This is a genomic window from Lysobacter sp. Root690, assembly GCF_001427785.1.
In the GTDB taxonomy this organism is placed as follows: domain Bacteria; phylum Pseudomonadota; class Gammaproteobacteria; order Xanthomonadales; family Xanthomonadaceae; genus Lysobacter.
This window is the reverse complement of record NZ_LMHM01000001.1, coordinates 770,673-785,095: the sequence shown is the minus strand read 5'-3', so window position 1 is coordinate 785,095 and position 14,423 is coordinate 770,673. Positions and strand designations below refer to the sequence as shown.

At 62.9% G+C, this 14,423-nt stretch carries 14 protein-coding genes and 1 tRNA gene; 9 read left to right on the top strand and 6 right to left on the bottom strand.

Features of this window, described 5'->3' with window-relative positions:
* The first annotated feature begins 178 nt into the window (after positions 1–178).
* A tRNA-Ile gene (locus ASD86_RS03415) sits at positions 179–254 on the top strand.
* A gap of 61 nt (positions 255–315) precedes the next feature.
* On the opposite strand, the gene ASD86_RS03410 is transcribed toward ASD86_RS03415, so the two are convergent.
* Positions 316–609 carry a hypothetical protein gene (locus ASD86_RS03410; RefSeq protein ID WP_157476075.1) on the bottom strand — a complete coding sequence of 98 codons (294 nt, stop codon included), beginning with the start codon at positions 607–609 and terminating at the stop codon, positions 316–318.
* Positions 610–1,306: 697 nt separating this feature from the next.
* On the opposite strand from ASD86_RS03410, the gene ASD86_RS03405 reads away from it, so the two are divergent.
* The 7 genes from ASD86_RS03405 to ASD86_RS03380 all read left to right on the top strand — a co-directional run bounded on the left by ASD86_RS03405 (position 1,307) and on the right by ASD86_RS03380 (position 8,553).
* The gene (locus ASD86_RS03405) at positions 1,307–1,732 is read left to right on the top strand and encodes a hypothetical protein (RefSeq protein ID WP_056106798.1); all 426 of its coding nucleotides are present in this window, start codon (positions 1,307–1,309) and stop codon (positions 1,730–1,732) included.
* 120 nt (positions 1,733–1,852) lie between these two features.
* Positions 1,853–3,616: a hypothetical protein gene (locus tag ASD86_RS03400; RefSeq protein ID WP_056106796.1), complete on the top strand. Its 1,764-nt coding sequence runs from the start codon at positions 1,853–1,855 to the stop codon at positions 3,614–3,616.
* Between the two features lie 602 nt (positions 3,617–4,218).
* A complete protein-coding gene (locus tag ASD86_RS27180) occupies positions 4,219–4,368 on the top strand; it encodes a hypothetical protein (protein ID WP_162253604.1) in 150 nt (49 codons plus the stop codon).
* A gap of 281 nt (positions 4,369–4,649) precedes the next feature.
* Entirely contained in the window at positions 4,650–5,477 is an 828-nt protein-coding gene (locus ASD86_RS03395) for a TIM barrel protein (RefSeq protein WP_235567660.1), read from the top strand.
* Between the two features lie 27 nt (positions 5,478–5,504).
* Positions 5,505–7,190 (top strand): GMC family oxidoreductase, encoded by a 1,686-nt coding sequence (locus ASD86_RS03390; protein WP_056106794.1) that lies wholly within the window; start codon positions 5,505–5,507, stop codon positions 7,188–7,190.
* Entirely contained in the window at positions 7,190–7,768 is a 579-nt protein-coding gene (locus ASD86_RS03385) for a gluconate 2-dehydrogenase subunit 3 family protein (protein WP_056106791.1), read from the top strand. The genes ASD86_RS03390 and ASD86_RS03385 overlap by 1 nt, the downstream gene beginning before the upstream one ends.
* Before the next feature lie 41 nt (positions 7,769–7,809).
* The gene (locus tag ASD86_RS03380; RefSeq protein ID WP_200957201.1) at positions 7,810–8,553 is read left to right on the top strand and encodes a DUF1080 domain-containing protein; all 744 of its coding nucleotides are present in this window, start codon (positions 7,810–7,812) and stop codon (positions 8,551–8,553) included.
* Positions 8,554–8,589: 36 nt separating this feature from the next.
* Here ASD86_RS03380 and ASD86_RS03375 read toward each other — a convergent pair whose 3' ends face one another.
* From ASD86_RS03375 to ASD86_RS03355, 5 genes are all read right to left on the bottom strand, one after another.
* The gene (locus ASD86_RS03375) at positions 8,590–8,889 is read right to left on the bottom strand and encodes a cytochrome c (RefSeq protein ID WP_056106790.1); all 300 of its coding nucleotides are present in this window, start codon (positions 8,887–8,889) and stop codon (positions 8,590–8,592) included.
* A 15-nt stretch (positions 8,890–8,904) separates the two neighbouring features.
* Complete coding sequence (locus ASD86_RS03370; RefSeq protein ID WP_157476073.1) at positions 8,905–9,759, bottom strand: sugar phosphate isomerase/epimerase; 855 nt, start codon at positions 9,757–9,759, stop codon at positions 8,905–8,907.
* Positions 9,760–9,857: 98 nt separating this feature from the next.
* Positions 9,858–10,982 carry a Gfo/Idh/MocA family oxidoreductase gene (locus ASD86_RS03365; RefSeq protein ID WP_056106784.1) on the bottom strand — a complete coding sequence of 375 codons (1,125 nt, stop codon included), beginning with the start codon at positions 10,980–10,982 and terminating at the stop codon, positions 9,858–9,860.
* A gap of 12 nt (positions 10,983–10,994) precedes the next feature.
* Positions 10,995–12,224 (bottom strand): nucleoside permease, encoded by a 1,230-nt coding sequence (locus ASD86_RS03360; protein WP_056106782.1) that lies wholly within the window; start codon positions 12,222–12,224, stop codon positions 10,995–10,997.
* 27 nt (positions 12,225–12,251) lie between these two features.
* Positions 12,252–13,304: a sugar phosphate isomerase/epimerase family protein gene (locus ASD86_RS03355; RefSeq protein ID WP_056106780.1), complete on the bottom strand. Its 1,053-nt coding sequence runs from the start codon at positions 13,302–13,304 to the stop codon at positions 12,252–12,254.
* Between the two features lie 91 nt (positions 13,305–13,395).
* On the opposite strand from ASD86_RS03355, the gene ASD86_RS03350 reads away from it, so the two are divergent.
* A complete protein-coding gene (locus tag ASD86_RS03350; protein WP_056106777.1) occupies positions 13,396–14,400 on the top strand; it encodes a LacI family DNA-binding transcriptional regulator in 1,005 nt (334 codons plus the stop codon).
* Positions 14,401–14,423 lie beyond the last annotated feature (23 nt).

Genomic DNA, 14,423 nt, shown 5'->3' with positions numbered 1-14,423 from the left:
CGAGTCCGATTGACGCGCCGACCGGTCGCCGCGCTGCGGCACTGAGCCACGGCTCACTGAGTGATGCACCACGAAAGGCCCGGGTTTCCGCACCCCGGGCCTTTTCCGTATCCGTCGTCCCGACCGCGGCTTACGCCAGACCCGCCAAGCAATTAGAATTCCCGCTCGCGCCTCGCGCGGGCCTATAGCTCAACGGTTAGAGCAGAGGACTCATAATCCTTTGGTTCCAGGTTCGAATCCTGGTGGGCCCACCACGTTTTCAATGACTTAGCGCCGGGGAGTTGCAAACTTCGGAATTGCGCTTCGGAAAACTCATCAAGTTGCGGAAGGTTTCACGGCCAATCGGCTCAAATCGTAGGTCTTCATCATCGCCTCCGAGAGGCCGGCTGCGTCCTTCTTCTCGGCACCCGTGCCGGGCGTATCGGTGATGCCTTTGCGCTTGAGGTCGTGCGGGCTGAACCGTTCCTCTTGCGTGACGATTTTTTTATCGCGTCGTTGATGAGCGCTGCCGGAGTGTGTTGAGTCCGTCCTTGGCGAGTTGGGCAAGTTCTCGATGAGCCAGTGGCCGGTGAATGTTCCGAGGTGCACGTGATCGCGTGCTGCGAACATGGGCATCCGATTGCTCTGAAATAGAGTCTCGCGTTCGCTGTGATCGCGTACAAAATCATCGTGACTGAGGCTCGAATTTTTGTCGGCGCGGGAGTCTTGCCAGCGTGCTGGTCGAGATGCGTGTGGCCGATCGCGCTTCGGTCGCCGGGCTAGTGGCGTGCATGTGCTGACAGACGCGTCTAGCGGACATGGTCCGGTAGACACTCAGTTCGGGCCGGCCGGTCTCGTGCTCACCTGCCTTCAGGGCAAATCGACCTTTTCTCCGAAGCATCAGCGCCGATCCGGCGATTGTGCGCATGGAGCTTCCCACTGGCTGGATATTAATGCATTTGCTAGCAAAGTCCCATTGGCGCGAAATAGCAGCCAAATTTTGTGAGCTCAATCAAGCATCGATCAAAAAACCTGGCCGCAGCTTCCGCCTGACAGCGTAGTAGCTGGTGATGCGCCAAGACGCAGATGCTCGAGCCTAAGACGACGGTGCTTCCGTTGAATCACGGAAAGGCTATCGATGAACCCTGAGGCTACTTCGTCACTTATCGCCCTGTGTCGCCGATTGGGGAAAGTCGTCGCGCGTAGCACTCGTCTCTAACCAAGCCCGCATGTTTCAACGGGAATCACCGGCTCCGTGGGAGTCGGTGAAGGCAGCAGCGTTGCCTCACTCAATCCTGGAAGCCAATCAAGACAAGGAGATTTCATCATGGCAGGCGTTCAATGGTCGGCCGCTCAATCGCTGGCCTATATCCCCGACGGCATGCTCGTGACGTTCACGGCGATGCATCAGGCCGAATACACGCAATACGTCCAGATCATCGACGCCAACAACCGGCCCATCAGTTTCCATTGCCTGGACGGCAGTCAGGCGAGCTTTCCGATCTCGGGAAGCGGCGTCAATGTCGGCTTCCTGCAGAACGGCGCCGGCCGGTTCACGATGGCGTCGGGGATGCAGGTCCAGTTCGGCAGCAGCGGGCCGAATGTTCCGCTGGTCTCGGCGGGCAATCCGGTCCAGTTCTTCATCAATAACAAGGTATTCGGTGGGGGCACCCTGTACGTGACGGAAGACGGTGGCGACATGGATTACAACGACACCAGCTTCGTGATCCAGTGGTACGCGTACGTAGGTTGATCGCCTTCGCCCCCCGTTCCCGACTGAAGCGGGGGCGGCACGACACCTCATCAATTCCCATGGCTGCCGCGATGGATCGCGTGGATTCGCCGCGCGGCGCAACAATGACGGAGTGCGGCAATGAAGACCAGGATCCTGATGTTCGGCGCACTCGCCAGTGTGCTGGCGATGTCCGCATCGTGTACGAAAACCGAATCCGCTGTCGCCGTTTCATCGGTCGCCAAGGATCAAGCAACACCGTTTCCGGGCGGCGCGCCGATCACCGCGGCTGATCTGACCGCGACCCCGGCGGCGCTGCCCGCCGCTCCGCCGGCGTACAACTACGATCCTTACAACCCCAACATCACTCATGCGGAATACGCGCGCTTTGCCTGGCGGCAGTTCATCCACTTCAATTCGCCGGCGCAGAAGAACGGCGTCGATGCCGCCGGCAAGTCGCCGGTAGTGCGCGGGAGCATCGATCCGAGCCGCAACTTCGCCGCGTCCGGCGCCAGCGACTTCTACCAGAGCGGCAGAACCGGCGCCTCCAACTTCAGCGGCAATCAGTTGGTGTGGGAAACCTTCGCTCATCGGTCGGAGCTGTTTCCCGCGGGATCGGCCCCCAAAGGAAACCTCGCCACCCTGGATCCCGAGTACGTCTTCCAGGCGAATCTGAAGGTCGCGTCGACCGACGCCCGGTTCAACAATCTCGACGAAAACACCCAGATCGGCCAGAACCAGATCTTCTTCCCGAAAAACGGCAACACGCCCTCGCCCAATCCTCAGGACGATCACATCATCTTGTTCCAGGCCAAGGTGAATCCGGTCGAATACGACTATATAAAATCCATCTACAACGCCGGAAACCCGCCGGCTTCGCTCGAATTGCCTCCCAACGCGACGAGCCAGAACGAATCGGTGGAGGTCAAGTCGGCATGGCGGGAAATGACGCCCGCCTTGATCGCGTCCGGCCGTTATCACACCGCCGAGGCCTTGTACTACTACAAGGAAAACGGCGTGACCCAGGCTCGGGTGGCCACCTTCGGTCTGGTCGGCCTGCACATCCTGCGCAAGATGGAAAACTACCCGACCTTCGTCTACACCACCTTCGAACAGGTGGACAGTCTGACCACGCCGGACAACAAAGACACCGGCTTGTATCTCATCAATCTGTATGACCAGATGCAATACGATGCATCGGTACCGTCAGGGACGCGGCCGACGGCGATCCTCAATTCGGGCTCCAACCGCACAGCGGTCACGCTGCCCTTGGCGGGCGCGATAGACAGCGCCCACGGCTACGATGTCATTGCCGGAAAATACACTCTGCCGCCCGGATTCTCGGGTCCGATCAAGGTCCAGAATCCACCGGTAGCGACGAGCGCGGTCTACGGCGTCAACAGCGAAGTCCAGCAAGCCATGGCCAGCTCGCCCGCGTTCAAGAACTCGGTGTGGCGGTATTACCGTCTCGTGGGGCTGCAGGTTTTGCCCACCAACGAGGACAGCTCGGTCACGCCGGCCAAGCCCGATCCGCTCACCCAGGACTTTTACCTGGCGAATATCGTGATCGAGAGCAGCCAGCCTGGCATCCAGTTGTTCAAGGGCGGCGTCAAGGATCCCGACCCCGACCAGCAGCAATTCACCCTGCTTGCCAAGCGCGGGCTGCCGAGCATCCTGGGCGTGAAGAAGCTGCCGCCGAACAGCGATCAACTGGTGATGGGCGGATGCATGGGCTGCCACGGCAACGCGCAATACCCCAGGGACAAAACAACTGGCAAGGGGCCGAGTATTTTCAGTTTCCTGATCAGCCAGGGCACCCTGACGGGGCAAGGCTTCAGTGCCGACGTGCGCAACGAATCGTCCGCGGAGTTGAGCGCGAAACGTCTGGAGTATCTGGTCTATTAAGTGGTGCGCGGGCCCGGAAGCGTTTTCGCTTCCGGGTCATGCGTGGTGATCGCGCGACGCCATCGAGCTTGGCGCCACGCCGCGGAAAGCTGGGGTGGCTCAACCTGATCCCATCGTTGTGTTCGGGATTGAATCCGCTTGTCGAGTAGCGGACACGGGTGGACTGCGAAGCAAAGTCAGATACTGACCGGCCTCAACGCGAGGCACGTTCAAACGCTTTGGCACTGACGCCGCGATTGACGTTAGACGGCATGGCCGAGGCCAGCGCTGCCGGTGAGAATCGCGGGCGCGTAGAATGCCTGCCAGGTACTCGACCGGAAAAGCCGACGCCGGCAACGTCTCCGCGAACCCATCCCAAGGACTTCATGAGCCCTCATGGGCCCATCAAGTGGGCTTGAACCGGGTTTCCATGGCTTCCGCGCCTGCACGCCAAACCGATGCCCGCGCTCATATCGTGCGCTGAGGGTGACAAGGCTCAGTGCCCACATCAGTTCGATGCGCGACGAGGCTAGTTGTCGTTTCTTCCATGCTCTGCGATCCGAAGCATTCGCGATCCGTGCAGAGTCAATTAGAAATATTTAACCACTCATTCGTCGCGGCTGATGCCCGACATGCTCCGTGCGGCGCACAAGATCGCCGCAGCGATGCATGAAATCATCCGCGTGGACGACCGACATAAGATCATCGAACTATTGCAGGACTGCGAGGATCTGTGGATTTCGCGGCGTTTTCTGTTGTGCCTTGCAGCATAAAATCCGGCTTCGGAAGCCTTGCGGTGACGCTCGCCGTTGTTTATGGTGCAATCGATTGCATCTTGGCGAATTTCAAGGTTTCGCGCCGGTTGGGAGGCCGGAAGATAGATGGGTATCTATTCGATCCAACCGACGCAACGAATCAGTGGCGGATATGCATCCTGCAGCAGAGGCGATGCCTCGAAAGATTCGTCCGGGAAATCTTTCGTTTGTGGTTTGAGGATGACTCGATGAGTTCCTTCAACCCCAAACTCACGCGGCGGAACGCGATTGGCGCCGCGATGATGGCCGGTCTCGGGCTGGCCGCGGGCGCGGTTACGCCCGGGCTTGCGGCGACAAAGCCGCTCAAGGGCAACCTCAAGCATTCCGTAGCGCGCTGGACGTTCCCGAAGCAGTCGGTCGCCGAGCTTTGCCAGACGGTAAAGAGCATCGGCTTTTCCGCCATCGACCTGGTCGGCCCGGACGACTGGCCGACCTTGAAAGCGCACGGCGTGGACAGCTCGATGTGCAACGGCGCGGAGATCGGCCTGACCAAGGGCTTCGCCGCCACCGAGTTCCACGATCAGTTGGTGGAGCGCTACACCCGCCACATCGACCTGGTGGCCGATGCCGGTTACCGCAACCTCATCTGCTTTTCCGGCAATCGCAACGGCATGGATCCCGCGGTGGGGCTGGCGAACGCGGAGGCGGGGCTCAAGCGCATCCTCGGGCATGCCGAGAAGCGCGGTGTCATGCTGGTGATGGAGCTGCTGAATTCCCGGGTGGATCACCCCGACTACCTTTGCGATCACTCCGCGTGGGGTGTCGAGTTGTGCAAGCGGATCGGTTCGGACAACTTCGGCCTGCTCTACGACATCTATCACATGCAGATCATGGAAGGCGACATCATCGCCAGCATCCGCAAGCACCATGCATTCTTCAAGCATTACCACACCGCCGGCGTACCTGGCCGGCATGAGATCGGCGCGGACCAGGAACTCAACTATCCCGCGATCTGCCGTGCGATCCGCGACACCGGCTTCGGCGGTTATCTGGCGCAGGAGTTCATGCCGCAGGCGCCCGATCCCGTCGCCTCGCTGCGCGAGGCGATACGTTTGTGCGACGTTTGAAATCGATATCCACCTAGGGAAGTACCCATGGCAGACAATCACTACGACGCCATTGTCGTTGGATCGGGAATCAGTGGCGGTTGGGCTGCCAAGGAGCTGACCGAAAAGGGACTCAAGGTCCTGATGCTGGAACGCGGCCGCAACATCGAACACGTCAAGGACTACGTCAACGCGATGAAGGAGTCGTGGGACTTCCCGCACCGCGACCGGCCGACTCAGGCGATGAAGGCGGACTTCCCGGTGCTGATGCGCGACTACGCGCTGGCTGAAAACACGATGGGGATGTGGGCCAACGAAAAGGACAGCCCCTACACCGAAACCAAGCGCTTCGATTGGTTCCGCGGTTATCACGTCGGCGGCCGCTCGCTGATGTGGGGCCGGCAGAGTTATCGCCTGTCGGATCTGGATTTCGAGGCGAACCTCAAGGATGGCATCGCCACCGACTGGCCGATCCGTTACGCCGACATCGCGCCGTGGTACGACCACGTGGAGAAATTCGCGGGCATCGCCGGCACCGTCGAAGGGCTGGACGTTCTGCCCGACGGTCAGTTCCTGCCGCCCATCCCGTTGAACGTGGTCGAAAAGGACGTGGCGGCGCGGATCAAGAAAGCCTTCGGCGGCACCCGCCACCTGATCCACTCGCGCACCGCGAACATCACTCAGCCCAAGATCGAGCAGGGCCGCGTCAATTGCCAGTACCGCAACAAGTGCATCCTCGGTTGTCCTTACGGCGCTTACTTCTCGACTCAGTCGGCGACGCTGCCGGCGGCGATGAAAACGGGCAACCTGACCTTGCGCCCGTTCTCGATCGTCAAGGAAGTGCTTTACGACAAGGACCGCAAGCGGGCACGCGGGGTCGAAATCATCGATGCGGAGAACGGCCAGACTTATGAATACACGGCCGACGTCATCTTCCTCAACGCATCGAGCTTCAATTCGACCTGGCTGCTGATGAACTCAGCCACCGATGTGTGGGACGGCGGACTGGGTTCGTCTTCGGGCGAGCTGGGGCACAACGTCATGGATCATCACTTCCGCGTCGGCGCCGCCGGCATGGTCGAGGGTTACGAAGACAAGTACTACTTCGGCCGCCGCCCGTGCGGCTTCTACATCCCGCGTTTCCGCAACCTCGGCAGCGACAAGCGCGGTTATGTGCGTGGGTTCGGCTATCAGGGCTCGGCCAGCCGCACCGGCTGGTCGCGCGATATCGCCGAACTCAGCATCGGCGCCGACCTGAAGGACGCGCTGAGCGTACCGGGGGATTGGTCCATCGGCATGACGGGTTTTGGCGAGATGTTGCCGTATCACGACAACGCGATCAGCCTCGATCCGCAGCGCAAGGACAAGTGGGGCCTGCCGGTGCTGGCGATGGATGTGAGCCTGCGCGAGAACGAATTGGCCATGCGCAAGGACATGGGCGCGGATGCGGCCGAGATGCTGGAAGCCGCCGGCGTCAAGAACGTCAAGGTGCACAAGGGCGACTACGCCCCCGGCATGGGCATCCACGAAATGGGTACCGCGCGCATGGGTCGCGATCGGAAGAATTCGGTCTTGAACATGCACAACCAAGTGTGGGATGCGCCGAACGTCTACGTGACCGACGGGGCCTGCATGACCTCCAGTGCCTGCGTGAATCCGTCGCTGACGTATATGGCGCTGACGGCGCGGGCGGCGGATCATGCAGCGCGCGAACTCAAGGCGGGGAACTTGTGATGGAACGTCGCGAGCTTTTGAAGATGATCGCCGCCGCCACCGGCGCGGCCATGATCGGCCTGCCGGCGTTCGTCTATGGACAGGCGCCGGTCGCGAACGGGACGACGGTTTTTTCCGAGGCCGAAGTGGCCAAGCTGGACGAGATCGCGGAAACCATACTGCCGCGCACCAAGACGCCGGGCGCCAAGGATGCGGGCGTGGGCTTGTTCATGGCGCAGTTCGTGAGCGATTGCTACACGCCCGAGTATCGGACGGTCTTCCGCAAGGGACTGGCCGACATCGACAAGCGCGCGGGCGGCGACTTCATGTCGCTGACGCCCCAGGCCCGCACGGACTTGCTGCGTGTCCTGGATGCCGAAGCCGGAAAGCAGCGCAACGCGACGGAAGTGGCCACCGGAGGCGCCAATCCGGCCTCGGTGAAGCTGCATTACTTCGCGATGATCAAGCAGCTCGTTCTCTTCGGATTTTTCACCTCCAAGGTGGGAGCGACACAGGTGCTGCACTACGTCGCCGTGCCGGGCCGCTATGACGGCAACGTCGCCTACGAGCCGGGCACGCCCGCGTGGGCGACCAACTGATAACGCTTCGACGTGCTCGAGCCGCTCCTCTTGGGGGAATGATGACCAAACCGATTCTGATGGCTTTGTGCGTGCTGGCCGCGACGCCCACGTTCGCGCAGACACAAGGCGACAAGCAGCGCGACCCGGCCAAGACAGAAGCCTGGAGGCCGGTTCCCGTGGCCGTCGCCACGCCCAAGGACGCCGCGCCATCCGACGCGGTGGTGTTGTTCGATGGCAAGGATCTGTCGGCCTGGGAAAGCGAACAGGGCGGCAAAGCGCCCTGGGCCGTAGCCGACGGCGCGTTCACCGTGGTGCCCGGCAGCAAGGGGATCCGCACCAAGAAGCGCTTCTGCGATATCCAGCTGCATATCGAATGGCGCAGTCCGACCGAAACCCAAGGGTTTGCCGGCCAGAATCGCGGCAACAGCGGGATCTTCCTGCAGGAAATCTACGAGCTGCAGGTGCTCGACAGCTACGACAATCCGACCTATTCCAACGGCCAGGCGGCTTCGATCTACAAGCAGGCCATTCCGCTGGTGAATGCATCGCGCGCGCCGGGCGAATGGCAGGCATACGACGTCATCTGGAAGGCGCCGCGCTTCTCGGACGGCGGCGGTCTCGTTGCGCCCGCCCGCATCACCGTTTTGCACAACGGTGTTCTCGTGCAGAACGACACCATCGTGTCGGGCAAGACCGAATACATCGGAGCGCCTTCGTACTCGCCTCATGGCTGCGCCCCGATCTACCTTCAGGATCACGATTCGAAGGTCAGCTTCCGCAACGTCTGGGTGCGCGAGTTGTGAGCGACGCGCGCGGAGCCGAACCTCCGCGCCCGCTCGCTACTGTTTCAGGAAGACCGCGATGTCGTCGATATCCTTTTCCGACAGTTGCGCGAACGGCGGCATCAGTCCGCCGCCTTTCTGGATCTTTTCCTTGATCTGCTTCGGGTCGAGCCGTTTATTCACGTCGGTCAGGGCAGGAAACGTTCCCGCGATGCCCGCGCGGTCGGGACCGTGGCAGGCCGAGCAGTTGGCGGCATAGAGCTTGGCGCCTGCCGCGGCATCCTGCGCGGTGGCGGGCGCGGCCGCGATCGCCGCGGCGAGGAAGGGCAGGGCCGCTATCGGAATGAATTTCAACATGGGCTTTCCTCGGTACTAACGACCCGCGCCCGCGGGCAGGTGCTGGTTGAGGTAGGCCGCGCCGGTCTTGATGACAGCGGCCGGATCGAGCGGATGATCGTGTTCGATGATGTACCACTGCACGCCGGCGCCTGCGGCGGCGGGAAGAATCGCATTCCAATTCAGCACGCCTTTGCCCACGGCGGCGAAACCGTCCTCTTCCTTGGCCTGACCTGACGGCGCGTTGTCCTTGGCGTGGACCGCGTACACACGCCCACGGAACTTGCCGAGCAACGCGGCCGGGTCGTGGCCCGCGCGCGCGATCCAGGCCAGGTCGAGTTCGGCTTCGAGCTTGGGGCCGGCACCTTCGAACATCAGTTCAAGGCCGGTCTTGCCGTTGAAGTCGACGATCTCGAAGTCGTGGTTGTGATAGGCCAGCGTCATGCCCTTGGCCCGGACCTTGTCCGAAATCTCGCCCAGTTCCTGGCCCAATGCGGTCCAGCCGGCGGCATCGGTCGGGCGCTCCTCTTTTTTCAGATACGGCACCACCAGCACGATGTTGCCGATCGACTTGTTGAACGCGACCACCTTGTCGAGGTCGCTACGCAGGTCGGACAACTGCACGTGGGTCGAAACGACCTTGATCGAATACTTGTCCAGAAGCTGCTTGAGCTCCTTGGCCGACGTGTTCTGCGTGCCGACGGTCTCCACGGCGTGGATGCCGGCGTCGTGGACGATCTTCAGCTGTTCATCGAGCGAGGCGATGTTGCGCAGTGTGTACATCTGCACCGCGATGGGCTTGGCGTGGCTTCGGGTAGTCTGCGCGAAGGCGGGCAAGGCGGTGACCAAGAGAAGTACGGCTGCCGCGATGCTGCGTGGGGTGACGATCATCATGATTTCCTTCCGGGATTGTGATGACGGTGGACAAGTAACGACTCAAGTGGCGCTGTACTCGCGGCGTCGGGCGGACCGACGCGCTTCGTTGTCGCTCAACTGATGGGTGTCCAGACGCGTGTTCTGGCCGATGCGATGACGCGATCGACGATCAAGGCCGAGCGCAGCCCGTCATCGAACGTCGGCAGCCCTTCCGGCCGTTCGGCCGCGATGGCGCGATAGGTGTCGGCGACAAAAGCCTCGAAGCAGTAGCCGTAGCCTTGGGCGTGGCCGACCGGCAGCACCGAAAGTCTGCGTTGCTCGGGACTTCCCGCGCTCGGGCCGCGCACGAAGATTTCTTCGCGCTGGTCGGGCAGGCCGATCCACAGTCGCTCGCTGTCTTCCTGATCGAACGCCACGCTGGCCTTGGCGCCGTCGATCTCGAACCAGAGGCGATTCCTGCGTCCGGCCGACACCTGGCTGACGGTCAATGAGGCCAGGGTGCCGCCGCCGGTCTTGAACATGGCCGCCGCGACGTCTTCGCTCGATACCGCGTGCATCGCGCCGTCTGTCGTTGCGCTGGCGAAGCTCTTGCTGGTGGCCGCGCCTCGCTCGGCGATCACCGTTTCGAATGCGGCGCTGACCTCGGCGAAGCGCTCGCCGGTGACCCATTCCACCAGATCGCACCAGTGCGAGCCGATGTCGGCGAACACGCGCGAGGCGCCGCCCAGTTTCGGATCGACGCGCCAGTTGTTGCTAGCGGGGTCCATCAACCAGTCCTGCAGGTAGCTGCCGTGAATAAGGCGCAGCGGCCCCAGTTCACCGTGGGCGATGCGCGCGCGCGCCTCGCGCACGACCGGGTGATAGCGATAGACGAAGGGCACCGTGGCCGTCAGGCCGGTGGATGCGGCCAACGCCGCCAGGGTCTTGGCATCTTCAAGCGTCGTGGCCAGCGGCTTTTCGCAGATCACGTGCTTGCCGGCCGCCAGCGCCGCCTGCGCCATCGCGCGATGCAGGTGGTTGGGCGTGCAGACATGCACGACCTGCACCTGCGGGTCCGCGACGACTTCTTCGATATCGCGATAGGCGCGCGCAACATCCCAGGCTGATGCCACCTGGGTGGCGCGCTCAGGCGACGACGCGCTCACGCCCCTGACGATGGCGCCCGCCAGGATCGCCGCGCGGCGATGCACCTCGCCGATCATTCCGGCGCCCACGATGGCGACTCCAAGCTTGCTCATCGGTCTGGATCCTCAGTGCGCGGATGGCGCGGACGATGCGTCGGACACGGCGGCCGGCCGCTCGCGGAACAGGAATACGAACGCCACCAGCACGACCAGGGCGACGCCCGCCGGGAACAGCCAGATCTGCTGCCAGTCGCGCCCCGCCGCCGTGGTGTAGTGCTCCACGATCGCGCCGGACAGGAAGCTGCCGATCAACATGCCGACGCCGTAGGTGGCCAGGGTGATGAAGCCCTGCGCGCTGCTGCGCGATGCGGGGCCCGCGTGGGCATCGGTGTAGATCTGGCCGGTGACGAAGAAGAAGTCGTAACAGATGCCATGCAGCACGATGCCGCCCACCAGCAGCGCGAACCCGGCGCCGGCATCGCCATAGGCGAACAGGACATAGCGCAGCACCCACGCCGCCATGCCCAGCGCCAGCATGGTCTTGACGCCCAGCCGCGCGAACAGGAACGGCATCGCCAGCATCAGCAGCACTTCGGACACCTGGCCGAGCGACTGCAGGCCGGCCGCGCCGCGCACGCCGAGGTCGTTGAGGTACGGGTTAGTGAAGTTGTAATAGAACGACAGCGGGATGCAGATCGCGATCGAGGCCAGGAAGAACACCAGGTACGAACGCGATTTCAAAAGACGCAGCGCATCCAGCCCCAGGATCTGTCCGAGCGTCGCGTTGCGTTGCTGTTCCAGCGGCGGTGTGCTCGGAAGAGTGAGCGCATACAGGCCGAGGAGCAACGACGCGGCCGCGGCCATCTGGAACGTGAGCTCGAGCCGATGGGCCTGTTCCCAGCCCAGCCAGCCGATCAGCACGCCGGCGACGATCCAGCCGATGCTGCCGGCGACGCGCACCGGCGGGAACTGTTTTTCGGGCGACTGCATATGTCGCATCGCGATGCTGTTGGCCAGGGCCAGCGTGGGCATGAACAGCAGCATGTAGATCATGACGCAGGCCGAGAACGCGCCGAAGCTGGTGGCCGTGGAGGCCTGCCACATCAGTACCGCGCCGGCCAGATGCAGCACCGCGAGGATGCGCTGCGCGGCGAAGTAGCGATCGGCGATCAGTCCCACAAGGAACGGCGCGACGATGGCGCCGATGGACTGGCTGAGGAATGCCGTCGCCACCTGGCTGGCGCTGGCCTGCAGCGGTCCCTGCACCAGGTACGTACCCAGGGTCACGAACCACGCCCCCCAGATGAAGAACTGAAGAAACATCATCGCGCTCAGGCGCGACATGGTGAACGTCATGACTTCCCCTCCCAGGTCGGTGTCGGATCAAATCCCCAGCATGCCGCGCATCGTTTCCGCACTGGCGCCGCTGTCGGCGAAATCGTCGAATGCGCGCTCGGTGACGCGAATGAGGTGGTCGCGGATGAAGGCGGCTCCCTCGCGCGCGCCATCTTCGGGATGCTTCAGGCAGCACTCCCATTCCAGTACCGCCCAGCCGGGGAAGTCGTACTGGGCCAGCTTGGAGAAGATCGCCTTGAAATCGATCTGGCCATCGCCCAGCGAGCGGAATCGTCCGGGACGATCGATCCAGTTCTCGTAGCCGCCATACACGCCGCTGCGCGCACTGGCGCGGTATTCGGCGTCCTTGACGTGAAAGATGCCGATCCGCTCGTGATAGCGGTCGATGAAGCCCAGGTAATCCATCTGCTGCAGCAACAGATGGCTGGGGTCGTACAGGATCTTCGCGCGCGGATGCTGATCGACGACGTCGAGGAATCGCTCGAAGGTCGCGCCGTCGTGCAGGTCTTCGCCCGGATGGATCTCGTAGCACACATCCACGCCGCAGTCGTCGAAGGCGTCGAGGATGGGGCGCCAGCGGCGACCGAGTTCGGCGAAGGCTTCCTCCACCAATCCGTTCGGTCGCTGCGGCCAGGGATAGAAGTAAGGCCAGGCCAGCGCGCCGGAAAACGTCGCATGCGCGCTGAGTCCCAGGCGTTGACTGGCCTTGGCCGCCAGTGTCAGCTGTTCGACCGCCCAGGCTTGCCGCGCGGCCGGATCGCCGCGTTTTTCCGGCGGAGCGAAACCGTCGAACAAGATGTCGTAGGCTGGATGGACGGCGACCAGCTGACCTTGCAGGTGCGTGGACAGCTCGGTGATCTGGATGCCGTGCCGCGCCAGGGTGGCGGCGATATCGTCGCAGTAGGCCTGGCTGCGCGCGGCCTGGGCGAGATCGAAGAGGTGGGGCGCGCTGGTCGGCACTTGTACCCCAGAATAGCCAAGCCCGGCCGCCCACTCGGCCAACGTGTCCAACCGATCGAACGGAGGCTTGTCATCGATGAACTGCGCGAGGAACAGCGCTGGACCCTTGAGTGTTTTCACGGTAATCCGCCCAATGCAATCGATTGCAATCCTAGCATGGGGTCCCCGGGACACGCGTTGTGCACTGCATCGCAGGACCCGCGGTTGAGTCATGGCGACCATCTACGACATCGCTAAACACGTCGGTGTCTCGGCCGGCACCGTGTCGCGCGCGCTCTCCCGCCCGGACAAGGTGTTGCCGGCCACGCGCAAGCGCATCGAGGAGGCGGCCGCCGCGCTGTCGTATGTCCCCAACACGGTGGCCAGGACGCTCAAGACCCAGCGCAGCGGCAAGATCCTGGTCACGGTTCCGGACATCGCCAATCCGTTCTTCGCGCAGATCCTCAAGGGCGCGGAAGAAGCGGCGCAGGCCGCCGACTACGCCGTCCTGCTCGGCGATACCCAGAACCGACCGGAGCGCGAAGAGCGCTACGCGCAGATGCTTCCCCGCAACGAAGCGGACGGCTTGATCGTGCTGGGCCATCGGCTTCCGCCGACGGCGCAGGAGATCGTCAAGCGGCTGGGCGCTACCGCGCCGGTGGTCAACGGATGCGAGTTCGACCCGGCGCTGGGCATTCCCAGCGTCCACATCGACAACGCCGCCGCTGCGCGCGTCGCGATGGAGCATCTGTATGGATTGGGGCACGAGCGGATCGCGGTGGTGGGCGGTCCGCCCGACAATCCCTTGCATCGACAACGGCTGGAAGGCGCCAAAGCCGCGGCCAGAGCGAAGGGTCGTTTACGTCTGCTGACGATCGCCCCGGGCGACTTTTCGGTTGAATCGGGCTATGTGGCTGCCAAAAAACTGCTGAGCCAGGCATCCGCGCCGACCGCCGCGTTCTGTTTTAGCGATCAGATGGCACTGGGCGTTCTCGCCGCGTGCAGGGATCTGGCCATCCGCGTGCCGCAGGATTTTTCGATCGTCGGTTTCGACGATCTGGAATCGTCGCGCTATCTCACCCCGCCGCTGACGACGATCAGTCAGCCGATGCGCGAGATCGGCGTACGCGCCGTCCACCTGCTGCTCGCCATCATCGAGGCCGTGGAAGTGCCGCATCAACAGACACTGGATTTCAGCTTGATGCTGCGTGGGTCGACCGCCGCGCCCGCGGCGTGAGACGGTGGGCGCGCTCAGGCTGG